Genomic DNA, 23767 nt, shown 5'->3' on the forward strand with positions numbered 1-23767 from the left:
GCGTGTCGCTGGACACCCAGCCGAACGGCTATGTGCCTCGTCGATTGCACCGCAAGCCGCGGCGCATCGGACGGACCGTGCTCTTGGCCGCGCTCATGGTTGTGGTGTGCGTGCTTGGCGTCGGCGGCACCTACGCCGCCAAGTTTGCGACGGCCCTCGGCCAGAGCGAGACCCTGCAGGACAACGAGGTCTTCCCGACGAACACCGACCGCCCGTACAAGGATCCGGGCGATGCCAGCATGAACATCCTGTTGCTCGGCGCGGACAAGTCGGCCACCGATGAGGAGCTGGACATCAGCGCCACGTCCACCGACCAGCGTTCGGACTCGATGATGCTGGTGCACATCCCCGCCGACCGCAAGAAGATCTACATCATGTCCGTGGTGCGTGATTCCTGGGTGAACATTCCCGGGGTCGGCAAGTCGAAAATCAACGCCGCCATGTCCTACGGCGGCGTCCCGAAGCTCGTGGAGACCCTCGAGGGGCTTTTCGACCAAAAGATCGACCACGTGGCCATGGTGGACTTCAGCGCCTTCCGCGAGCTGACGAAGGCCATCGGCGGCGTCACGGTGAACAACCCCAAGGCCTTCTGCGCTTACAAGACGACCCCCGACGTCTGCTTCGAGGCCGGCAACATCCACATCGAGGGCCAGCGCGCCCTCAAGTGGGTCCGCGAGCGCCACGCGTTCCCCGGCTCCGACTACCAGCGCGTGCGCAATCAGCAGCAGTTCCTGAAGGCCGTGTTCAAGAAGGTGCTCAGCCCCGAGGTGCTCGCCTCGCCGAACAAGCTCTTCGACGTGGTCAACTCGGTCATGCCGTACGTGACCACCGACAAGGGACTCAAGGACGCCGGCATGCTCGTGGGCCTCGGCATGCAGATGACGAGCCTGCGCTCGAGCGACCTGGTCAGCTTCACGGTCCCGACGAGCGGATCGCAGACCATCGGCGGGCAGTCCGTTGAAATCCCCGACTACGCCGCGATCACGCAGATCGGTCAGGCGATGGCGAACGGCACGCTCGACGAGTACTACGCGAGCATCAAGGTCAAGGAAGCGGAGAACGAGAAGCTGCAATCGGGCGCCACGAGCGCCGGGGCTACGTCGGGACCAAGGACGAGCACCACGCCATGAGCGTGCCCGGGTGACTGCGGCGATAGACTCTCGTCTGGACGCCGACCGGCCGTCCTCCAAGGAAGTAAGGACTTTCCGCGTTCATGAACGCCTCTGAACTCGCAGCCGAGCATGGCTTGCACCGCGTCGGTGCCCGTCCTCCGCTCGGTACGTACCTGAAGCAAACGTGGGCTCGCCGCGACTTTGCCGCTCAATTGGCGAAGTCTCGCATCAAGGCTGCCAACCAGGCCAACCGCCTCGGACGCGTGTGGGAAGTGCTGAAGCCAACGCTCAACGCACTGGTCTACGGGTTTATTTTTGGTGTGATCCAGGCGAGCTCGAGCAGGGGTCCGAACTACGCCGCGTTCGTCGTGATCGGTGTCTTTCTGTTCGAGTTCTTCGCGAGCTCGATGTCACAGGGCGCAAAGTCCATCACAGGCAATCGCTCGCTGGTGCAGTCGCTGAACTTTCCGCGCATGACGCTTCCCGTCTCCGTGGTGATGCAGCAGCTCTACACGCTTGGCCCCATGATCCTGGTGATGTGCCTCTATGTGTGGATCCTCGGTGAGCCGCCGACCTGGAGTTGGTTCCTGCTGGTTCCCCTCCTGGTGATTTACACTTGCTTCAACCTTGGCGTGGCCCTGATCTTCGCCCGCCTCACGGTGCACCTGCGCGACCTTACGCAGCTGCTCCCCTTCATCACCCGCCTCTTGATGTACACCTCCGGCGTGCTGTTCATGGTGGACAAGATCTTTGCTGGGCACCCGTGGGTGGAGCGTCTCTACAACTTCCACCCCGTGTATCTCGTGATCGAAATCGCCCGCAACTCACTCATGCACGGCCACCCGATCCAGGGGATCCACTGGCTGACCCTGAGCATCATCTCTGTGGTCGTCCTGGTGTTCGGAGTCGTGTTCTTCTGGAAGGCCGAGGAGCGTTATGGCCGCGTCAGCTGAGGCCCAACAACAGCCGCCCGTCGTGGTGGTGGACGACCTGCACGTCAAGTATCAGGTGTATGCCTCCGGCAAGTCCGCCGGAGATGCCGGCATCCGGGGTTTGCTCAAGCGGGGTGCGCGCGGCCTGCAGGAGGTGCACGCACTCAAAGGCGTGAGCTTCGTGGCCCACAAGAACGAGTCGATCGGCATTATCGGGTCGAACGGTTCCGGCAAGTCCACCTTGCTACGCGCCATCACGGGCCTCACGCCGCCCTCCTCCGGCGCCGTCTACGCCTCGAGCAGGCCCAACCTCTTGGGAGTCGGTGCCGCCCTCATCAACGATGTCTCCGGCAACGACAACATCACCTTGGGATGTCTGGCCCTGGGGTACAGCCGCGACGAGATCGAGGAGCTGCGCCCCAAGATCATCGAGTTCTCCGAACTGCAGGAGTTCATCGACTTCCCCATGCGCACCTACTCCTCTGGCATGTCCGCACGCCTGAAGTTTGCGATTGCCGCCTCGAAGCAGCACGACATCCTGATCGTCGACGAAGCCCTGGCCGTGGGAGATGCCAAGTTCCGGGCCCGGTCCGAGGCGCGAATCCGGGAGATCCGCGAGAATGCGGGCACCGTGTTCCTGGTGTCCCACTCCATGAAGTCGATCCGCGACACGTGCAATCGCAGTATTTGGATCGAAAAGGGCGTGCTTCGCCTCGATGGCCCCACCGCCGACGTGGTGAAGGCCTACGAGGCCTCCCGCAAGTAGCACTGCTACTGCCTCGGCCAGCCTGACGCTGAGCCGGGGCGGCGCCACTTAGACTGACACCCAGATTTCGACTTCCGTTCAAGGAGTGCATTGTGCCCAGGACAGTCATCACTTATGGCACCTTCGACCTTTTCCACATCGGGCATCTCAACATCCTGAAGCGGCTCAAGGAGAAGGGCGACCGGCTCATCGTGGCGGTCTCCACGGACGAGTTCAACGCCATCAAGGGCAAGAAGCCGATTGTTCCGTTCGAGCAGCGCATCGAGATCGTCCGCGCCATCAAGTACGTGGACCTGGCAATCCCGGAGGAGAACTGGGAGCAGAAGCGCACCGACGTCGACAAGTACGACGTCGACGTGTTCGGAATCGGTGAGGACTGGAAGGGTAAGTTCGACGACCTCGAGGACAAGGTTGAGGTCTTCTACCTGCCTCGCACGGACGGCATCTCGACGACGGAGCTCAAGCGCGTGCTCTCCAACTTCGACGAGCAGAAGGTCGAGGCGCTCAAGGGCACGCTGGATACGCTGAGCCAGATAGTCAAGGAGCTGAGCTAGCAGGTGCCTTCCACCACTTCTGAGGTGCAACAACCAGACGTTTCCGTGGTCATCGTTGGCTACAACGATGCCGTGCATCTTCCCGTCGCCGTGGCTTCTGCGCAGGCCCAAACCCTTCGCAACATCGAGATCCTCATCGTCGATGACTGCTCGACCGACGACACCATTGCGGTCGCCGAGGCGCTGGCTAAGGACGACCCGCGGATTCGCGTTCTGTCGACGCCGGTGAATTCGGGCGGGCCGGGTGGGCCGCGCAACGTTGGACTCACCGAGGCGAGCGGACGATTCATCACGCTCCTGGATAGTGACGATGTGCTGGAGCGGCACGCTTGCCTGAACCTGCTCCGCGAGGCTGAGCGCACCGGCGTGGATGTCGTCCTCGCACGAACCAAGCGCTATGTGGTCGCCGACGACAAGTACACGGGGTGGCACGCACGGCTGTACACGGAGCCGCGGGTGCTCGCCGGGATCGAGGAAGAACCCGACCTGGCCATCGACACCATCGCTGTTGCCAAGCTGTACTCGCGCGAGTTCCTGCAGCGCGAACAATTGCGCTTCCCCGAGGGTTTGCACTACGAGGATCTGGTGTTTAGCGCCCAGATGCTCAGCGCCGCTCGATCCCTCGCCGTGATCCCCGAGACGGCCTACATCTGGAAGATCTACCCCACCGAGGTGCGGCAGTCGATCACGAATCAGCGCGATTCGATTCGAAACCTTGAGCATCGCCTGACGGCCCTCGATCGGGTATTCGAGGTGCTCGATCAGGAGAAGACCCCGGGACTGTATGCGCGCCTGCAGCTGAAGGCCGTTCGTCACGACGCTCGTCTGTATCTCTCCGACGTCGCCGCGGCGGGTCCCGGCGAGTTCTCGAGCGACACGATGGCTTTGCTCGCCGCGCTGTACTCAGGGCTCCCTCAGGAGACGTACTCCACCCTTGAGCCCGCCGAACGGTTCTCCGTGGCGGCAGCCATCGCCGGCCGAGCCGACCTGGTTGCGCAGGCCTTCCGGATGCACCGCGGTGAGGTCGACTACGAGGGTGGGCTGACCATCACGGACGGCGTGGGTCACTGGAACGCTGAGGCCTTCGCGGACGCCGACCCATTGGCGAAGGAGCTCACGAGTTTCGATCCCCGCTTCTTCAGCGGGGTGGCGTGGTTTGGGCTGCGCCTCGAGCACACCTTGTTCTCGCTCAAGAAGCGCAAGGGTGGCTGGCGTTTCGAAGGATCGACCTACGCTCCCTTCGGTCAGCTCGACCGCGACGATCTGGTGTGGACCGCCCGCTTATACGAGCGCGTCGGGGCCCAGCGAGCCACGTTGACCGCGGTGGAGACCGAAGTGCGTGGCGACGGGACCATTGACTGGTCGTTCACGTTGCCGCTCCCGCACCAGCTCGATTTGGAGCTGTTGCCCCGTCTCACTTTGCGCATGGACATCACCGACGGCGCGGCCACGCTCACGCATGGCATCGCCACCCAGCGCCGACCCAAGTCGGCCAAGCTGCAAGTGGGCGCGTCAGACCGGCTGGACGCCTACTACGGTGTCCGCTACGAGCCGTACAAGACCGTGGCAAACACCATCGCGTTCCGGCCGAGCGCCGTCGCTGGGAAGCGCGAGCTCTTGCGCCGCGCCGTGAAGCCCGCGGCCCGACTGGTCTCGGAGCGTCGTCGGAAGATGTACTCCACCCGGGCCGCGCTGGGTGCCGCAGCTTTCGACGCTGCCTACGCCAAGCTGCGCAAGGCGCCGATCGATCAGCAGCTGGTGCTCGTCGAATCGCACCTGGGCAAGAGCCGATGGGACTCCCCGCGTGATCTCGCGGATGCCTTGCAGCTTGCTCGCCCCGACTTGCGGATCGTGTGGTCCGGTGATGCTCAGGCCCCGTGGGCGGAAGGTCGCCCCGATGTGGTTCGCCGTCACACTCTCGAGTATGCGCGTGCCCTGGCCACGGCCGCGTACATCATCGATAACCAATCGCTTCCCGAATACTTCGTCAAGCGCGACGAGCAGGTGTACGTGCAGACCTGGCACGGCATCCCGTTGAAGAAGATGGGGGCGGATAAGTCGGACGCCGCCGTCGATCGCTCGGTGGTGGAGGAGCTCTTCGCCAGGAGCTCGGCCTGGGACTACCTGACGATCCCGTCCGAATTCTTCAAGAAGACGTTCGTCCCGGCGTTTGGGGCGGAGGGCGTGGCGCAACTCCCGCTCGGCTCTCCCCGCAACGACCGCCTCGCCAACGGAACCCTGACGCAGGCAGAGGCGAAGGCCCGCCTCGGGTTGGATCCCCAGCGCCCGACCGTCCTCTACGCTCCCACGTTCCGTGAGGGCGCCCGTGGCGCCGTTCCGCTGCGACTCGATCTGCTCAAGTGGGTCGAGGACCTTGGCGATGAGGTGCAGCTGCTGGTGCGCCCGCACTACCTCAACCGCATGAGTGTGCCCGCACGTTTGAGGCACCAGGTGATTGATGTCTCGCGGGTGATCGACACCGCCCTAGTCATGGCGGCGGCAGACGTTCTGGTGACCGATTATTCGAGCATCATGTTCGACTACCTGTGCCTGGATCGTCCCGTGGTGCTCTACACCTACGACCTCGAGGACTACATGTTCTCGGCGCGGGGCACGTACTTCGATCTGCGCGAGGACGCCCCGGGCGAGCTGGTCTTCGACCAGGAGGCCCTGCAGGCCGCCGTGGTGGAGAACCTGCGCGCCGACGCGGCCGCCGGGTGTCGTCACGCCTTTAGGGATCGATTTGCAGGCCGAGAACCCGGCAACGCTGCCGCCGCCTCGGTCGAAATGGTGTGGGGAGCGAAGAAGTGAAGAATCGTTTCAAGCGCATTGTCGTGATGGGCAACGACGTGGACCGACTGGGCGGCGTTGGCCGGTTCATGAATTCGCTGGCCGTCGGCTTTGACGCTCGTGGCTACGAGGTGGAACTGCTGGGCGTCTCACCGGCCCCGGAGGGTCACCTCGCCGCTTACTCGCGTCCGGCGCACATCCCGTCACAGACGTTGATGCCGGAGCCGCCTCCGGCCGACTGGACGCTGAAGACCGACGAGGATCGCAAGGATAGTGCGCGGGTCAAGCGGCACGCCCATCGCATGAAGCTTCGGCAGATTGCCGTGGACAAGCTTAAGGTGCTCTTGCCGCAGTGGGGCCCGGACACGGTCATCGTGTGCACTCAGGTGTACGGCATGGAGCACATGCTCGAGGCCGGCTACGACGCAACGGACTTCAACCTCCCTCGCATCGTGGGGCAGTATCACGGTTCGTATCGCGAGGCCGTTCACACGAATGACCTGCGCCGTGTCCTCACGGCTTATGACGACGTCGACCGATTCATCTGCTTGTCCGCTCCGGACGCCGCTGACTTCCAGCGGGCTGGCCTGAACAACACCGGCTGGCTGCCGAACCCCGTTCCGAGGCTCGAGGCGGGGGAGACTGAGCGTCGCAACGTCTTCGCGTCGCTCGGTCGCTACGAGCCCATCAAGTCGCTCGATCACTTTTTGCGGGCATGGGCCGTGATTGCTGATCGGCTTCCCGACTGGTCGGTGGAGCTGTATGGCGAAGGCGCCGAGCGTGAGAACCTCACGGCGCTGATCTCGGAGCGCGCGATTCCGCGGGCCCAGCTCATGGGGATGACCGACGACGTGGCTACGGTGCTGGCCTCCGCCAAGGTGCACGTCATGTCATCCCAAAATGAGGGCCTGCCTCTGGCGATCGTTGAAGCGGGGCACGCTGGCACGCCCACCGTCAGTTACTTCTCAGCGCCGGGCGTGGCGCATCTCATCGAGGATGGACACGACGGCTTCGTCGTGCGCCTCAACGATGTCGAGCAGCTCGCTGAACGCATGCTGACGATCGCGAGCGACGACGCCTTGCTGACGAGCATGTCCGGCAAGGCACGCGTCGCCGCCGAGCGTTTTCTGCCCGAGCGAGTGCTCGAGCAGTGGGAAGAGTTGCTCCTGGAGATGTCTCGGTGAATCTTGGTTCCGCTGTGGTGCGCCTGCGCGGACTGAGCGGGAACGTGGCCAAGCGCGGCGGGGAGGCCATCCAACGGCTCCTCGCCGCGCCCGCCGCGCGGCGTCTGGCCGGCACCCGCGCCGGCGTGTGCTTCGTGGTGTCCGGCGGTCCCGAACAGCTCTACCAGGCGCGCCAATGGCTCTGGAGTCTGGAGCGCTTGGCGGAAGCCACCGCGATCGACCTTGGAGGGGTCCAGCTGCTCGCCCGGCACCCCGTAGTGGCCCGCTCGCTCGCCAACGAGACGACCCTTCCCGTGGTGTACGCGAAGACGACCCGAGCGGTCGCCAACGTGCTGGGCGAGGGCACGCTCGTGGCGCTGTACCCGAACCAAGCCACGTTGAACTTTCAGGCGCTCGCGGCGCGCCGCCCCGCCCACGTGCATCTGAGCCATGGAGAGTCCGAAAAGGTCTCCATGATCTCGAACCAGCTCAAGGCGTACGACGAGGTCTTCACGGCCGGCCAAGCGGCTCGGGAAAGGCTCTCCCGGCACCTGATTGGCTTCGACCAGGGGCACTGCCGCGACGTGGGCCGCCCCCAGCTCGATGAGCCGCGGGTTCCGCCGCACGAGCTTGCTCCCACCACCTCACGGACGGTGTTGTACGCCCCCACCTGGGAGGGCGACTCGCCGTCAATGGCGTACTCGTCGTTGGCTCCGGCCGGCATCAACATCGTTGATCAATTGCTCGCTGCAGGCCGCCGCGTCATCTACCGCCCCCACCCGCAGACGGGCACCCGAGACCGTGCGACGTCGTTGGCAGATGCCGCCATTGTGCGGCGACTGCGGGAGGCCGGACCGGAACACCTGGTGGATCGTGGGCCCGAACTGGGATGGCAATGGGACGCCGCTGACGAGTGCGTCCTTGACCTTTCCGCCATGGCCTATGACGCATTGACGACGGACAAGCCGCTCGTGGTCTACCGCCCCGGAAGGCAGGCGGGCGTGGAGGCCGGGGGGCTGCTCGACCATGTCACGACGCTCTCGGGCAACGCGGCTGGCGTCGTGCGCGAGGCGCTTGTGGAGGCCTCCGGGCCGGAACGTCGGGCGGCAACGGCCAAGCTGGCCCGTTACCACTTTGGGGCGGCGGATCACGGTTCGTCGATCGTGCGCTTCATCGACGCTACCCGCGCCGTGGCGACGGAACGCTCGGCCGCTCTCTTGGCTCAGGCCGCCGCGCGGCGCACGGGCGAAGAGAACTAGAGTGAAGTGCCGGTCGCAGTGTGCGATCGGCGAATGGGAGAGGAAACGCATGGCCGTCCGAGATCTGGTCAACGATGCGCTGAAGTCGCAGACCTGGAAACGCACGAGTGCCTGGGTGCGTGGCACCACGGGGCGCGGCCCCGCGGCCGGTCACGAGATTGACGGCGTGTTCGTTCCCGCGGAGATCGTTGTCTACTTCGGTGACGACGCCGAGAAGATCTATCAGGTGCAGCAGTGGTTGCCGGTGCTGGAGCGGCTCAACGAGCACCGTCCAGTGGTGCTTGTCTTCCGCAAGCTGTCGGCTCTGCGCGCCGTGAAGGGCCACACCAAGCTGCCGCGAGTCTTCGTGCGTCGCTTCGAGGACCTCATGACCCTGTATTCGGAGAACCGCTACAAGCTGGCGTTGTACGTGAACAACGGCGTGCAGAACTTCCAGTCGTTCAACGAGGCCCACACCGTTCACGTGCACGTCAATCACGGCGAGTCGGACAAGATCTCGATGGTGGCGAATCAGGTGAAGGCCTATGACCGCGTTTTCGTGGCGGGCCCGGCCGCAATCTCGCGCCACGAACGCGTGCTCTACGACTTCGACATGAACCACCTGGAGGTGGTGGGCAGGCCGCAGTTGGACATCGATTTTCCCGCCGAGCTCTCCGCTGTGCAGGGCTTGCGCACCGTGATGTATGCGCCCACGTGGGAGGGCGAGAACGAGGCGAACAACTACACCTCGGTGGACGTCTACGGTGCCAAGATCGTGCGCGCATTGCTCAAGGTGAAGGACGTCCGTGTGGTGTACAAGCCGCACCCGCGCATCACCGATTCGGAGGATCCGAAGCTGCGCGCTGGACACAAGGCCATCATCGAGGCGCTCCGCGAGGACACCGAGGCGACGGGGCGCAAGCACGTCGTCAGCCTGACCGGCAACATCTTGGCCATGTTCGAGGCCGTGGACGCCATGATCACGGACGTTTCCTCGGTCGGCCTCGATTTCCTTTATTCGCATCCGGAGAAGCCCATTGTGCTCACGGATCGACGCAGCGATCGGGCCAAGCTGACGGAGGAGGCCCCGATTTCTCAGGGCTGCGCGGTGATTGACGCCTCGAGTATTGGCCGACTGTCGGAGCAATTGCGGCAGGCAGTTCGCGAGGATAGCTTCGCCGAGGAGCGTCGGCGCATCCGTGCCTTCTACTTTGGCGATGTGGCGCGTGGAGACTCCACCGAGCTGTTCGTGTCCGCGATCGACCGACTGATCGACGACCGTGCCGAGGCCATCGCGGTTCGGCGCGCGCTGCTCGGCAAGGACAGCCCGTCGGTCGTCGGCGAGTGACGGTGGCCACAAGCCGCCACGCCCGCGGCGTGAGTTTGGCCCCGCGCCCACCGTCGCGATAGACTGATGTGTCGGTTTGTGTTGTCCCGTAACTGAAGGAGCCTGAGAGAAGATGGCAGAGAAAGCGCGTAAGTCTGCGCTCGATCGGTCCTCCGCTTGGGTCTTCGACGTGCGTGACCTGGCCCATGCGGCCGGAATCATGCGCGAGGAAACGGGCGATCTGCCGGCGCCGGCTGAACTCGGCGTCGCACTGATCGGGGTTCAGGAAGGCTCGAACGTTGAGCTGGACCTGAGGCTTGAGGCCGTGCACGAGGGGGTCTTGGTGACCGGCACCACCACCGTCCATGTGACGGGGGAGTGCGGGCGTTGCCTGGACCCGATCGCGTACGACCTGGAGACCGACCTGCAAGAACTCTTCTACCTCGCGGAGAATGTTCCCGAGGCGGAGGAAGACGTCGAGCAGTACGTCGTGGTCGACGACCTGATCGACCTGGAGCCCTTGCTCCGGGACGCGGTCGTCACCGCCCTGCCGTTCCAACCGGTTTGCCGGGAGAGCTGCGAGGGTCTGTGCCCCCAATGTGGGGTGCGGTTGGACGAGAACCCTGGGCATCACCACGAAGTGGTGGACCCGCGCTGGGCGGCCCTGATGGGGCTGGCCGGTTCCTCTGCCGAGACGGCAGAGGGCACCAAGAGCAACGAGATGGAAGAGAGATAGCCGTGGCTGTTCCGAAGCGGAAGATGTCCCGTGCGAATACCCGCGCCCGCCGCGCCCAGTGGAAGGCTTCTGTGCCGACCCTGGTGAAGACCGTGGAGAACGGCCGCGTTACCTACAGCCTGCCGCACCAGGCCAAGGTCGTCACGGATTCCAACGGCACCGAGCTGTTCCTTGAGTACAAGGGGCGCAAGGTCGCCGACGCCTGATCGCATTCATGGCTGATCAGCAGCAGCTGGCGGAGCGTCTTGGGGTCACTATTGATCCCGAGACGCTCCGTTTGGCGTTGACGCACCGTTCGTACGCCTACGAGAACGGCGGCATCCCCACCAACGAGCGCCTGGAGTTCCTGGGCGACTCGGTGCTGGGGTTCTCCGTCACGGGGCACCTGTACGAGCACTACCCGCACCTGCCCGAGGGCGAGCTGGCCAAGCGCCGCGCCGCCGTCGTGAGCACGCGGGCACTCGCGCGCCTGGCGCGTGAGATCGGCGTGGGGGAGTTCATCCTCCTGGGCCAGGGCGAAATCCGCACCAACGGGCGCGATAAGTCCTCCATCCTCGCCGACACCATGGAGGCGCTCTTCGGCGCCACCTTCCTGAGCTCGGGCCTCGAGCCGGCCCGCGAGCTGGTGCTGCGCCTCGTCCTTCCACTCCTCGTTGAGGTGGACGACTTCGGGGCAGGCACCGACTGGAAGACCTCCATCCAGGAGGCCGCGGCCGAGCATTCGCTCGGAGCCGTCCAGTACGAGGTCACGGGCGAGGGCCCGGATCACGCCCGCGTCTACCACGCCGTGCTGCACATCGGTGAGGCCACCTACGCGAGCGGCACCGGCCACTCCAAGAAGGAGGCCGAGCAGGAGGCTGCCGAGGCGTCCTGGAAGATCCTGCGCCGCGATCTCGACGCCAAGGCAGCGGCCAAGGGTGCCTGAGCTTCCCGAGGTGGAGGTGGTCCGGCGTGGGCTGGCCACTTGGGTCACGGGGCGCACCATTGAGCGCGCCTCCGTGCTCGACCCCCGCGCGGTCCGTCGCCATGGCGACGGACCGCGCGACCTCGAACTCAGCCTGGCCGGGGCGAGCGTGCTCGCCGCCGTCCGCCGCGGCAAGTTCTTGTGGCTCCCCGTCCGCTTGGCGGATGAAGCGCCCGACGTCGCCCCGAGCGTCGCGCTCATGGCCCACCTCGGGATGTCGGGCCAGCTCCTCGTCGAGGACGCTGAGGCCCCGGTCGAAAAGCACGCTCGCGTGGTGCTCGACCTCAGCGCGCGGTCGGACGCCCCGGCTCAGTTGCGCTTCGTTGACCAGCGCCTGTTCGGAGGGCTCTGGCTCTCCCCGCTCCAAGCCACCCCGGACGCCCTGCCGGGCGGAGCCGGGTCGAGCGAAGCAAGCATCCCGGTGGACGGGGCACATGTGGCCCGGGATGTCCTGGACCCTGCCGTCACGGCGCTGGGATTGCATGCGGCGCTGGCCAAGAAGCAGACCGCCATCAAGGCGGCGATCCTCGATCAAGCGATCCTGAGCGGCGTCGGCAACATCTACGCGGACGAGGCGCTCTGGCGCGCGCGCCTTCACTACCTCACGCCCGCTGCGCGCCTGAGCCGGGCCAAGGTCGCCGAGCTCCTCGGCCACCTCCGCGAGGTCATGCGCGACGCCCTGGCGGCCGGCGGCACGAGCTTCGACTCGCTCTACGTCAACGTCAACGGCGCCTCCGGGTACTTCGACCGCTCCTTGAACGCGTACGGCCGCGAGGGCGAGGCCTGCGCGCACTGCGCCGCAACGAATCGACCGGGCCGCATCCTGCGCGAGAAGTGGGGCGGGCGGTCCTCCTTCCGTTGCTCCCGCTGCCAACGCACCCCGCGGGCTTAGGGCCGCCCTGCGGCGCGCCAGGCCCGGTGCAGCGAGCCCCCGTCGTGGATACTTGAATCACCATGCACCTCAAGAGCCTCACGATCCGCGGCTTCAAGTCCTTTGCCTCGGCCACGACCTTCGACTTCGAGCCCGGCGTCACCGCCGTGGTGGGCCCCAACGGCTCCGGCAAGTCGAACGTCGTCGACGCGCTGGCCTGGGTCATGGGCGAGCAGGGCGCCAAGACCCTGCGCGGCGGCAAGATGGAAGACGTGATCTTCGCCGGCACCTCCGGCCGCGCGCCGCTCGGCCGCGCCCAAGTGACCCTGACGATCGACAACACCGACGGTGCACTGCCGATCGAATACGCCGAGGTCACGATCTCCCGCACGCTCTTCCGTTCCGGCGGTTCCGAGTACGCGATCAACGGTTCCCCCGCCCGCCTCTTCGATATCCAGGAGCTGCTCTCCGACTCCGGCCTGGGCCGCGAGATGCACGTCATCGTGGGGCAGGGACAGCTCGACCGCGTGCTTCACGCGACCCCCGAGGACCGCCGCGGCTTCATCGAGGAGGCCGCCGGCATCCTGAAGCATCGCCGGCGCAAGGAAAAGACGCTCCGCAAGCTGGATGCGACCCAGGCGAATCTCGACCGGCTCGAGGACCTCACCAAGGAGATCGCCAGGCAGCTCAAGCCGCTGGGCAAGCAGGCGGCCACGGCCCGTCGCGCCCGGACGGTTCAGGCCACACTGCGCGACGCCAAGGCCCGTCTGCTGGCCGACGACCTCGACGCCGTGCGTGTCGAGGGGGCGGCTGCCGAGCGGGCGCGGCAGGAGGCCCAAGCGGCCCTGGCGGAAACACAGCGGGTGAGCGACGAGGGTTCCGGTGCCCTGGCCCGGCTGGAGGCGGAGGCCGCGGCCCAGGCGCCGGCCGCGGCGGCGGCGCGCGAGACCTGGTACGAGCTCTCCCGGCTGGATGAGCGTTTCCGCGCCCTCGGTGGGCTCGCCCAAGAGCGTCGCCGCTTGCTGGGTGCACCCGAGCCGACGAGCGAACGCGCCGAGGATCCCGAGGCCCTGCTGCGCCGCGCCGAGCAGAGTGCCGAGGAAGCGGCATCGGGACGCGCCGCCGTGGACCTCGCGGGCGAGAGCCTGACGCGGGCCACCGAGCGACGGACTGCTGCCGAGGAGGCCCAGCGGGCCGAGGACCAACGGATCACGGCGGTGCTGCGCGCCGTCGCGGATCGACGCGAGGGGCTGGCCCGGCTGGCCGGCAGCGTGGGCACCGCCCGGGCCACGGCCGAGGCGGCCGAACAGGCGATGCGCCGAGCACAGGAACAGCTTGCCCTCGCCGAGGGCCGCGGCGACGAGGCCACCGGCGCTCTCGACGCCGCGCGCGAGCTCGCCGGGCGGCTCGAAGCCCAGCTGAACGCGCCCCGCGAGCGGGTCGAGCGGGCCCGGCTCGGCCGTGCCGACGCGGAGGAGGCGCTCGGTTCCGCACGCCGCCGCTTGGGGCCGCTCACCGAGGCCAGGGCGGCGCTCGGCGCCAAGGTGGAGCTACTCTCGGAGGACAGCGCACCCCCGCGGGACGCGGCGGACTACGTGGCGCCGCACGAAGAGCAGTTGCTGGGTGTCCTGGCCGATCGCCTCATCGTTGCGCCGGGAAACGAGTCGGCCGTGCAGGCCGCGCTGGCCGGCGCCGAGCGCGCCCTCGTGGCGAAGGACCGGTCCGTGCTCCTCGCCGTGGCGGCGGCCGACGTCGCCACGCCCGGCGCGCACCTGCGCCTCGTGGCGCCCCTGAGCCAGCCGCCCGTCGTCGTGCCTCCCGAGGGCACACGCCCCGTCCTGGAGCTCGTCGAGGCCGACTCCGACGTGGCACCCGTCCTGCGCGCGCTCCTCGCCGACTGTGTGCTGGCGCCGGACGACGACGCCGCCCAGGTGGCGAGCGCGGTCCCCGGGATCGTGGTGGTGACCCCCGAGGGGCATCGCTGGGAAGGTGCCCAGCTGGTCCTGGGCGGGGGCGCCGAGCCGGCCGCCCTGGCGCGGCGTGCCGCGCTCGCACAGGCGCGCGAGGGCCTGAGCGAGGCCGTCGAGGCAGAGCACGCGGCGCGAGCCGACGTCGAGGCAGCCGAGCCCGCCCTGCTGGCAGGGAGCCAGGAGCTCGACGCGGCTCAGCTTGCCCTGCGCGAGGCCGAGCGCGAATCCTCCGCGGCGACCGCCGAGCTGCGGCGGCTCGAGGCCATGGCCGCGCAGGCCGGCGCCGAGACGGCCAGGCACACCGCCGCCCGGGAGCGCGCCGCGAGCGATCACGCCGCCGCGCTGATCGAGTTGGCATCACTCGCCGACCGGCTCGAGGCGGCCCAGGCCGTCCCGGAGGAGCTCGAGCCCTCCACGGGCGAACGCGACCGACTTGCCGAGGCAGCCGTGCAGGCCCGCGCGGAGGAGGTCGAGGCGCGCCTGGCCCTGCGTGCCGCGGAAGAGGGTGTCAGGCGCCACGAGGAGCGCGAGCGCTCCCTGCGTCGCGCCGCCGAGGCCGAGCGCCTTGCCCGCGCCAAGGCCGCAGAACGCGCGGCCCGCAGGGCGGCCCAGGCCGCACGCGCGGAGGAGGTCGAGCGGCTCGTCACCGTGGTCCGCGAGGAGCTCCACCGCCGTATCGATGCCGCCGCCCTGGCCGTGCAGGAGGCCGAGGAGGCCGGGCGTCGGCAGGCGGCGGCGGTCCAGGCGGCGCGCGCGCAGGCGCAGCGCCTCGCGGCACAGGTGCAGGAACTCACGGAGGCCTCGCACAGCGCCCAACTCGATCAGACCCAGCGCGAGGCGCGCGAGGCGAGCCTCGTCGAGCGCTCGCTGAGCGAGCTGGGCCTCAGCCCGGAGGCGCTGCTGGACGGCTACGGCCCGTCCCTTCCGGTGGAGGTCTTCGAGGCCGAGACCGAGGACAAGTGGGCGGCCCTGCGCCAAGAGGTGGACGACGAGGGGCGGCCGGTCAGTGGCGTGCCCTACGTCCGGGCCGAGCAGGAGAAGCGGCTCAAGCGCGCCGAGCGTGACCTGGCCGAGCTCGGCAAGGTCAACCCCCTGGCCCTCGAGGAGTTTGCAGCCCTTGAGGAGCGCCACGACTACCTCGTGGGGCAGCTCGCCGACCTGCGGTCCTCCCGGGCCGATCTGCTCGAGCTCGTGCGCGAGGTGGACGACCACGTGCGCGAGGTCTTTGCCTCGGCCTTCGAGGACACGTCCCGTGAGTTCGTGAAGGTCTTCGCGAAGCTCTTCCCGGGCGGCGAGGGCCGCCTCAAGCTCACGGATCCGGGCGATCTCCTGACCACGGGCATCGAGGTGGAGGCTCTCCCCGCCGGCAAGAAGGTCAAGCGGCTCTCCCTGCTCTCGGGTGGCGAGCGCTCGCTCATCGCCATCGCCCTGCTCGTGGCGATCTTCACGGCCCGGCCCTCGCCGTTCTACGTCATGGACGAGGTTGAGGCGGCCCTAGACGAGCGCAACCTCATGCGCCTGCTCGGGGTGTTCTCCGATCTGCGTGAGCACAGCCAGCTCATCATCATCACGCACCAGAAGCACACGATGGACATCGCCGACGCGCTCTACGGTGTCTCAATGCGTGGCGATGGGGTCACACGGGTCATCAGCCAGCGGATCATTCGGGACACCGAGCCGCGGCTGTGAGCGCGCCGCAGGGTGCCTTGAGCAGGGGCGACGTATCCTAGACCCATCCGATCGGACATTCCGGTCACCACACCAGTGAGGGTTCATGCAGCACGAGAGGCCGCGCGTCAGCGTCGTCATCCCCGTTTACAACTCCATGCCGTACCTCCTGAGCACCTTGGGTTCGCTGGCCGACCAAGATCTCGGGGACGGCGAGCTGGAAGTCATCGCAGTCGACGACGGGTCCACTGATGGCTCCGGCGATGCGCTTGACGCGTTCGCGGCAAAGGATCCGCGCTTCCACGTGATCCACCAGCCGAACTCGGGATGGCCGGGCATGCCCCGCAATAGGGGGATGGACCGAGCTCAGGGTGACTTCGTCTTTTTCATGGACGCCGACGATACGATGGCGCCCGAGGCCCTGCGAACGATGATCGAGGACGCCGATGCCCAGAGCACCGACGTCGTGATTCCCCGAATGCAAGGGACGGGCGGGCGCGGCGTTCAGGGCGTGTTCACCAAGCACCCGCATGGTCAGATCTCCGTCAGCAAGGCGCTCGAGACGCTCTCGCCTCAGAAGCTGTTCCGCACCGATTTCCTTCGCGAGAACGACATCCGCTTTCCGGAGGGCAAGGTTCGTCTGGAAGACGGCATGTTTGTCGCGAAGGCGTACGTGCTCGCACGACGCATCGACATCCTGACTCGCACCCCTCTTTACTTCATTCACCAGCGCGATGATGGCCAGAACATTTCATCGCGGCCCATCGACGCCGCCGGGTACGACAATTCGGTTCGTGTCATCTCCGAGATCGTGCGAGCGGGCACTCCCGATCCGGCCGAAGCCGACCGGCTCACGCTTGAGCTATTCACCCGCAAGGGGCTGCGCTGGTACGCGCCGAAGCGGTGGATTCGCATGCGCCCCGCTCGACAGCAGGAATGGTTTGATCTGCATCACCAGTTCATGCTCGACATGATCCCGGTCGGCTTGGAAAATTCGGTGGCTAAGGTGGAGGACCAGCGCAAGCTGCGGCTCCTGCGCGCGGGCGATCTGCAGGGCATGCGGCAACTGATCCAGGACGGCGTGAACCTGGAACACCAATCCCTGGTGCGGGATGTGGCTTTGCGGGGAGCGCAACTCGAGCTGGTGGTTCGATTCACTTTGCCGCAGGTGGCCGTCGACGCAAGCTCCCTGACGCACAGCGCCCGCATGAAGATTGCCTTTGCGGCAGGCCGCCTCTTGGCGCCCCTGCAGCGATGGGACATGCCGGGAAAGGTGGTTCGGCGCCTCGAACGGGTCGTCGGTGGCGCCAGGCCGTCCGTGCGTCTTGAGCTCGGTGGGCGAGGCAGCTCCAAGACGGCCTCCTTGGAGCCGCGGCCGGGACTGTGGGATGCCGGCGAGGGAACGGTCGAGGCGCGCTTTCTCGTCCCTCACAAGGTTCTCCGTAGATTCTCGGGCCAGATTGTCGACTGTTGGAGCGTCCTGTGCACGCCTTCGGGGGTGCCCGGTCCGCGCTTCCGCGTGCAGGCCCCCTCATCCCTTGCCGGCGCTGCCAAGGCGCCGGTGCGGCCCTACGCCACGGTTCAAGGAAACTTCAGCATCGATCTGCGCGGTCTGAAGTAGGACGGCGGATCCGAGGCCGGCCTGCGCGCTAGCGCGCGGCCGGCCTCACTCGCGCCCAGGCGATGACGCCGAGCACCATGATGAGCCCGGAGATCGCGAACGCCGGGGCGTACCCGAAGTGGTCGGACAGGTAGCCGGCGATGAGCGGCGCAGCGATGGCCGGGAGGTCCGCCGCCATCTGGAAGGCCGCCATGGCCCGGCCCGCCGAGCGCTCGGGACCCACCGTGTCGGCGATGGTCGCCTGCTGCGCGGGACCGAACATCCCGGTGCCGAGGCCCGAAAGCAGCGACAGCGCGATCAGCACCCACGCGTCGGAGCTGAGGCCCAGCACCGACCCGGTGATCGCGGCGAGGCTCATGCCGATCACGATGGGCAGGCGCCGCCCCACCCGGTCCGACCAGCGTCCGGAGAAGCTGAGGGCGGCGGCGTTGCCCACGGCAAAGGCCGTCAGGACGAGGCCCACCTCGAAGGCGTTCATGCCCAGCGCGCCGGCGGCAAAGAGCGGCACGAGGGAGGTGCGCACACCGAAGGTCACCCAGCCGTTGCCGAAATTGCCGATCATGGCGGCGCGGTAGGCGGGGGAGGACCAGGCCTCGCGCAGGCTCAGCGGAGGCAGCACGGCGCCTTCGTCCTTGGCACGCAGCGAACGTCGCACGCCAACCAGAAACACGTAAACCACGGCCGCCGCGATCACGAGGGCCACGCCGTAGATCAGGAACGGGGCTCGGTACCCGAGGGGCGAGAGCAGCCCTCCCACGAGCGGTCCGGCCACGTTGCCGATGAGGAAGGCACCGCCGTACAGGCCAGCCACGCGCCCGCGTAGCGTGGCGGGGGCGCGGCGGGCCAGGAAGGCCCCGGCGGACACGGTGAAGAGTGTGGAGCCGATGCCGCCCACCGCGCGGAAGACAATGAGCGTCCAGTAATCGTTGGCGTACGCGCAGGTGATCGTCGAGGCGGCGACGATGAGCACGCCGCTCACGTAGCCGATCGGCTCGCCCCAGCGCTCGGTGATCCGCCCGGAGGCGGGGGCGAAGAGCAGACGGGTCGCCGCGAACACGGACACGATGGCCGCCGCGGCGGCGTTGGAGACCCCGAAGCTCTGCGCGTAGCTCGGCAAGATGGGGGCGATCAGGCCGAAGCCGAGCGCCACGATGAGCGCGGCGCCGATCAGCACCACGATGTCGCGCGGGATCCGCGCGGGATCCGACGAGGTCGTGCCGTCCGCCGAGAAATCGGCGGAGTCGGGGGACCGAGACATATTCTGGCCTCTTTGTGCATTTGAAGTATCTTTCAAAGGTGATACAGAACAACCTTATCCGTGTCGCCAGGCGTGGCATGACTTTTCAGCACTGGGCACTGTTCGTCGGGCTAGCGGCGGCCATCTTTAGCGCCGCATTGTCGTGGGTCGCCTCCCTGGGCAGCGACGAGGCGGCGACGATCGCGAGCGCTACTCGTTCGTGGGGCGGACTCTGGCGTCAGGTGCTCCACATCGACGCGGTTCACGCCGCGTACTACGGAGTCATGCACCTGTGGTTCGACGTCTGGGGGGCCAACGCCTTCACCCTCCGAATCTTCAGCGCGTTGTGCGTTGGCGCCACCTCGTATCTGATCGCATTGCTGGGGCGGCGACTCATTGATGCCCGCGTGGGGGTCGTGAGCGCCGTCGTCTACGCGCTTCTGCCGCGCGTCACGTTCGCAGGTGCCGACGGACGCTCGCCAGCGCTGTCCGCCCTGCTCGTCGTGGCCGCCACCTTGGTGCTTCTCGTCGCGCTTGAGCGCGGCCGGGTCGGTGCCTGGGTGGCATACGGCGCCCTGGTGGCGGTGAACGGCAACATCAACTTCTACTCGCTCTTGGTCATCGCCTGCCACGTCATCCTCGTGTCGAGACGCCCAAAGCTCCGGGCCTGGCTGATGAGTGCAGGCGTCGGAGCCATCACCGCGCTCCCGGTCGTGGCCTTGTCGTTGCGCCAATCGGATCAGGTGAGCTGGATCAAGGCTCCCAACCCCCACTATCTCTCTCTCGTGTTCGTGGACCAGTGGGGCGAGGTCAACGGATTCGCCGCCGGCCTCATCTGGGTGGGCGCTGGCATCGGCATCTACATCTTGTTGCAGCGGGCTCAGCGGCGGTTGCCGCTTTTCCTCGTCGTTGCGTCGTTGGGGCCCCTCATTGTTGTGCTGGCAGCATCATTCGTCACTCCGGTCTACCAGCCCCGGTACCTGACGTCGTCGACGCCGTTCGTGGCCATCGCCCTGGCTGTGGCTGTGGCGGCGCTGCGGCAGCGCCGCCTGATCGCGGCGACTCTCGTCGCCGCCTTGGCGATTTCGCTTCCCAGTTGGGGGCAGCAACGCACGCTAAAAGTCAAGGAGGGCACCGATTGGAAGTCCGTGGCGACGTTCGTGGGAGCGCAGCGCGATCGGGATATCGTCGAGGCCGCGATCTATGGGCCGACGCCGATCATGACCTACCGCAGCACCCGGCGCATCGCACTGGGGTACCCGGGGGCCTTCGACGGATTGATCGACGTGACCCGTGGCAAGGAGGCGGGGATGATCGACTACCTGTGGGGCCACGACGATGACCCGCTCAGGCACCTGAATCGGATCAAGCAGGCGGACCGGGTCTACTTGCTTGTCGCGGAGAAGGCATTGCCCAAGTGGGGTAAGGGTGTCCCGCAGGCGCTGGTCAAAGCTGGCTTCGAGCAAACGAGCGTTACGACAGTGGCCGGGACGAGGGTCACGATCTACAACCGCATAGCAGGGTGAGTCTCCCGCGGTGCCGTGAGAGAGTAGAAGCGTGACCCAAGACGCCTTGACCTACCTCATCATCGCCGCCGTTGTGGTGGTGGTCCTCGCGATCGCCATCCCCCTCTTCGTGAGCTCCTCGCGCAAGCGCTCCAAGACCAGCTACGACGGCCCCCGCGACGCCAATGATCCGGCGCCCGCCCCCGGCGCCGCGGCGCAGACGGAGCGCGCCGAGCAGGGCGGCGACGTCGCGGTCCTCGAGGCCGACCCGAGCGGCGTCGAGGTCGTCGAGACCGTCCCCGCCGAGCCGAGCCTCGAGCGCCCCGAGCCCGTGCAGGGCCGCCTGGCCCGCCTGCGCGCGCGTCTGTCCAAGTCAAACAACGTCCTGGGCAAGGGCCTGCTTGCCCTGCTCTCCCGCGAGCGCATCGACGAGGACGTCTGGGACGAGATCGAGGAGACGCTGCTGACGGCCGACCTCGGCACCGACGCCACCGACGATCTCATGCTGCAGCTGCGCGCCCGCGTCAAGGTGGAGGGTTCCCGCACCCCGGAGCGCGTCCGCGAGATCCTGGGCGAGGAGCTCCTGGCCCTCGTGGGCCCGGACATGGACCGCAGCCTCGCCACGGACCGCGAGGACGGCAAGCCCTCCGTCATCCTCGTGGTGGGCGTCAACGGCGTCGGCAAGACGACGACGATCGGCAAGGTCGCCCGCGTGCTCGTGGCCGAGGACAAGGACGTGCTCCTCGGCGCGGCCGACACCTTCCGCGCCGCGGCCGCCGAGCAGCTGGCCACGTGGGGCTCCCGCGTGGGCGTGCCCACCGTGAAGTCGGACCAGGACGGGGCCGATCCGGCCTCGGTGGCCTTCGACGCCGTCAAGGCCGGCGTGGATCAGGAGGTCGACGTCGTGCTCGTCGACACCGCCGGCCGCCTGCAGAACAAGACGAACCTCATGGACGAGCTCGGCAAGATCAAGCGCGTCATCGAGAAGCAGGCCCCCGTCCGCGAGGCCCTGCTGGTGCTCGACGCCACGACCGGCCAGAACGGCCTGAGCCAGGCCAAGGTCTTCTCCGAGGTCGTCAACATCACCGGCATCGTGCTGACCAAGCTGGACGGCACCGCCAAGGGCGGCATCGTGGTGGCCATGCAGCGCCAGCTCGGCGTGCCGGTCAAGCTGATCGGCCTGGGCGAGGGCCCGGACGACCTGGCGCCGTTCGACCCGCAGGCCTTCGTGGACGCCCTGTTGGACTGATCCGCACGGCGCGTCGCCGAGGGCGGCGCGAGCCACACTGTGCCAACGCCCGACGGCGCGTGGCCCCCTCACGGGACCACGCGCCGTCGGGCTTTTGCGTGCCTCACGAAACGCGCGCGCAACGCCCGTGTGACGCCCTTTTCACGCGGAAGGGTGCCTTTGCAACAGGGACGAAACAACAGGTGCCGGCCCCGGAAACGCTGTGGCGACAAGCTAGTGCGTGGCGGAGCTTCCCGCCCACTCGCACGAATTCGGAGGCACACAATGGAGATGACCACAGCCCAGGTGTGGCAAATGGTCGCGGCAACGCTGGTGTTGCTCATGACCCCAGCACTAGCGTTCTTCTACGGCGGCATGACCCGCGCGAAGAGCGTCCTGAACATGATGATGATGAGTTTCATCTCCGTCGGCATCATCGGCGTTGTCTGGGTCCTGTGGGGCTACTCGGCTGCGTCGGGCGGCAGCAGCGTCGGCGGGCTCTTCGGTAACCCCTTCGAGGCCTTTGGGCTGCAGGGAATGCTCTCGGGCGAGGACTTCGATGCCGGCGTCCTCATCAACGTCGGTTACCAGGCGACCTTCGCGATCATCACGGTGGCGCTCATCTCCGGCGCCATCGCCGACCGAGCGAAGTTTGGCGCCTGGGCGCTGTTCGTCCCGGTGTGGGTCTCGCTCGTGTACTGCCCCATCGCTTACTGGGTCTGGGGAGGCGGCCTGCTCAGCTCTGATGGAGCCATCGGCTCCTGGGCCGGCGCGGCGATCGACTTCGCCGGCGGCACCGTGGTCCACATCAACGCCGGCGTAGCCGGCCTGGTCCTGGCCCTCATCCTGGGCAAGCGCAAGGGCTTCGGCGTTGACCCCCGTCAGCGCCCCCACAACATCCCCTTCGTCATGCTGGGCGCCGCCCTCCTGTGGTTCGGGTGGTTCGGCTTCAACGGCGGCGCCGCAGCGGAGGCCGGCCAGGCGGGCCTGATCTGGATCAACACGCTCGCCGCCCCCGGCGCCGCCATGATCGGCTGGCTGCTCACGGAGCGCATCCGCGACGGTCACCCGACCTCCTTCGGCGCCGCCTCCGGCATCGTGGCCGGCCTCGTGGCCATCACCCCGGCCTGCGCCAACGTCTCCCCGGTCGGCGCGATCGGCCTCGGCCTCGTGGCAGGCGTCGCCTCCGCCCTCGCGGTGGGCCTCAAGTACCGCTGGGGCTTCGACGATTCGCTCGACGTGGTGGGCGTGCACCTGGTCTCCGGCCTCATCGGAACCCTGGCCCTCGGCTTCATCGCCGTGCCGGATGCAGAGGGTGCGGGCGCTGGCCTGTTCTACGGCGGCGGCCTGGCCCAGTTCTGGGCGCAGCTCGTGGCGGCCGTCGTGGCGATTGCTTGGACGGCCCTGGCCACCGCGGTGATCGGCCTGATCATCCACAAGACCATGGGCTTCCGCGTCAGCGACAAGGACGAGGAGACCGGCGTGGACCTCACGGAGCACGCCGAGACGGCCTACGAGTTCGCGGGCCTCGGCACGGGAAGCCGCCTCGTGCCTCATCCGGCCACCTCTTCCCACCTGCGCCAGTCCCCGGTGCCGACTACTTCGACCCCCACCCCCGGACAGGAGAACTGAGCCATGTACCTGATCACGGCGATCATTCGACCCGAGCGACTCGATGCGGCCCGCGAGGCCCTGCAGGCCGCGGGCGTGGCGGGGCTGACCGTCTCCGAGGCGGCGGGCTTCGGCCGGCAGCGGGGACACGTGCAGGTCTACCGCGGCGCCGAGTACGCCGTGGACCTGCTGCCCAAGGTGCGCCTGGAGGTCCTCGCCGAGGACACCACGGCCCCGGGGCTCGTGGATGTGCTCGTCGCCGCGGCCAATACTGGCCACGCCGGAGACGGCAAGGTGTGGTTGCACCGCCTGGACGATGTGGTCCGGGTCAGCACGGGGGAGCGGGGCCCCGGGGCGGTCTAGCGTGATGGGCTAGCACCGCGGATGCAACAGCAGTACCCCGGTCGGCGGATGCCGACAAACACAGGAACGGGCCGGCTTGCGGGAGCCGGCCCGTTCTTGTGTGCCTGGCGG

19 protein-coding genes are annotated in these 23767 nt (G+C 67.5%); 18 read left to right on the forward strand and 1 reads right to left on the reverse strand.

The features are described 5' to 3' along the window. Positions 1 to 2: 2 nt before the first annotated feature. From DWB68_RS10770 to DWB68_RS10835, 14 genes are all read left to right on the forward strand, one after another. Entirely contained in the window at positions 3 to 1130 is a 1128-nt protein-coding gene (locus DWB68_RS10770) for an LCP family protein (protein ID WP_119425140.1), read from the forward strand. 83 nt (positions 1131 to 1213) lie between these two features. After that, complete coding sequence (locus DWB68_RS10775) at positions 1214 to 2065, forward strand: ABC transporter permease (protein ID WP_119425141.1); 852 nt, start codon at positions 1214 to 1216, stop codon at positions 2063 to 2065. Further along, positions 2049 to 2810 carry an ABC transporter ATP-binding protein gene (locus DWB68_RS10780; protein ID WP_119425142.1) on the forward strand — a complete coding sequence of 254 codons (762 nt, stop codon included), beginning with the start codon at positions 2049 to 2051 and terminating at the stop codon, positions 2808 to 2810. The genes DWB68_RS10775 and DWB68_RS10780 overlap by 17 nt, the downstream gene beginning before the upstream one ends. Before the next feature lie 92 nt (positions 2811 to 2902). After that, positions 2903 to 3364: an adenylyltransferase/cytidyltransferase family protein gene (locus tag DWB68_RS10785; protein ID WP_119425143.1), complete on the forward strand. Its 462-nt coding sequence runs from the start codon at positions 2903 to 2905 to the stop codon at positions 3362 to 3364. Positions 3365 to 3367: 3 nt separating this feature from the next. Further along, positions 3368 to 6175 (forward strand): bifunctional glycosyltransferase/CDP-glycerol:glycerophosphate glycerophosphotransferase, encoded by a 2808-nt coding sequence (locus tag DWB68_RS10790; protein ID WP_119425144.1) that lies wholly within the window; start codon positions 3368 to 3370, stop codon positions 6173 to 6175. Further along, positions 6172 to 7338: a glycosyltransferase gene (locus DWB68_RS10795; RefSeq protein WP_119425145.1), complete on the forward strand. Its 1167-nt coding sequence runs from the start codon at positions 6172 to 6174 to the stop codon at positions 7336 to 7338. The genes DWB68_RS10790 and DWB68_RS10795 overlap by 4 nt, the downstream gene beginning before the upstream one ends. Continuing rightward, positions 7335 to 8576 (forward strand): CDP-glycerol--glycerophosphate glycerophosphotransferase, encoded by a 1242-nt coding sequence (locus DWB68_RS10800; protein ID WP_119425146.1) that lies wholly within the window; start codon positions 7335 to 7337, stop codon positions 8574 to 8576. The genes DWB68_RS10795 and DWB68_RS10800 overlap by 4 nt, the downstream gene beginning before the upstream one ends. Before the next feature lie 49 nt (positions 8577 to 8625). Beyond that, positions 8626 to 9903 carry a CDP-glycerol glycerophosphotransferase family protein gene (locus DWB68_RS10805; RefSeq protein WP_119425147.1) on the forward strand — a complete coding sequence of 426 codons (1278 nt, stop codon included), beginning with the start codon at positions 8626 to 8628 and terminating at the stop codon, positions 9901 to 9903. A gap of 112 nt (positions 9904 to 10015) precedes the next feature. Beyond that, a complete protein-coding gene (locus DWB68_RS10810) occupies positions 10016 to 10618 on the forward strand; it encodes a YceD family protein (RefSeq protein WP_119425148.1) in 603 nt (200 codons plus the stop codon). A gap of 2 nt (positions 10619 to 10620) precedes the next feature. Beyond that, positions 10621 to 10824, forward strand: a complete 204-nt coding sequence (gene rpmF, locus DWB68_RS10815) for a 50S ribosomal protein L32 (protein ID WP_119425149.1) — start codon at positions 10621 to 10623, stop codon at positions 10822 to 10824. An 8-nt stretch (positions 10825 to 10832) separates the two neighbouring features. Next, entirely contained in the window at positions 10833 to 11543 is a 711-nt protein-coding gene (rnc, locus tag DWB68_RS10820) for a ribonuclease III (RefSeq protein WP_119425150.1), read from the forward strand. Further along, on the forward strand, positions 11536 to 12474 hold the full coding sequence (mutM, locus tag DWB68_RS10825) for a bifunctional DNA-formamidopyrimidine glycosylase/DNA-(apurinic or apyrimidinic site) lyase (RefSeq protein ID WP_119425151.1): 939 nt from the start codon (positions 11536 to 11538) through the stop codon (positions 12472 to 12474). Before rnc ends, mutM begins: the two co-directional genes overlap by 8 nt. A 62-nt stretch (positions 12475 to 12536) precedes the next feature. Then, a complete protein-coding gene (gene smc / locus DWB68_RS10830) occupies positions 12537 to 16112 on the forward strand; it encodes a chromosome segregation protein SMC (protein ID WP_119425152.1) in 3576 nt (1191 codons plus the stop codon). An 85-nt stretch (positions 16113 to 16197) separates the two neighbouring features. After that, positions 16198 to 17712 carry a glycosyltransferase family 2 protein gene (locus tag DWB68_RS10835; protein WP_119425153.1) on the forward strand — a complete coding sequence of 505 codons (1515 nt, stop codon included), beginning with the start codon at positions 16198 to 16200 and terminating at the stop codon, positions 17710 to 17712. Between the two features lie 28 nt (positions 17713 to 17740). Here the strand turns inward: DWB68_RS10835 and DWB68_RS10840 are convergent, their stop codons facing one another. Continuing rightward, complete coding sequence (locus DWB68_RS10840) at positions 17741 to 18970, reverse strand: MFS transporter (protein ID WP_119425154.1); 1230 nt, start codon at positions 18968 to 18970, stop codon at positions 17741 to 17743. 77 nt (positions 18971 to 19047) lie between these two features. Here DWB68_RS10840 and DWB68_RS10845 point away from each other — a divergent pair, with 77 nt between their 5' ends. The 4 genes from DWB68_RS10845 to DWB68_RS10860 all read left to right on the forward strand — a co-directional run bounded on the left by DWB68_RS10845 (position 19048) and on the right by DWB68_RS10860 (position 23656). Continuing rightward, on the forward strand, positions 19048 to 20475 hold the full coding sequence (locus DWB68_RS10845) for a glycosyltransferase family 39 protein (RefSeq protein ID WP_119425155.1): 1428 nt from the start codon (positions 19048 to 19050) through the stop codon (positions 20473 to 20475). 31 nt (positions 20476 to 20506) lie between these two features. After that, positions 20507 to 21703, forward strand: a complete 1197-nt coding sequence (gene ftsY / locus DWB68_RS10850) for a signal recognition particle-docking protein FtsY (RefSeq protein WP_407645695.1) — start codon at positions 20507 to 20509, stop codon at positions 21701 to 21703. Between the two features lie 264 nt (positions 21704 to 21967). Then, on the forward strand, positions 21968 to 23314 hold the full coding sequence (locus DWB68_RS10855; protein WP_119425156.1) for an ammonium transporter: 1347 nt from the start codon (positions 21968 to 21970) through the stop codon (positions 23312 to 23314). Positions 23315 to 23317: 3 nt separating this feature from the next. Beyond that, positions 23318 to 23656 carry a P-II family nitrogen regulator gene (locus tag DWB68_RS10860; RefSeq protein WP_119425157.1) on the forward strand — a complete coding sequence of 113 codons (339 nt, stop codon included), beginning with the start codon at positions 23318 to 23320 and terminating at the stop codon, positions 23654 to 23656. Positions 23657 to 23767 lie beyond the last annotated feature (111 nt).

The organism is Galactobacter valiniphilus (genome assembly GCF_003575975.1).
GTDB classification, from domain to species: Bacteria; Actinomycetota; Actinomycetes; order Actinomycetales; family Micrococcaceae; genus Galactobacter; species Galactobacter valiniphilus.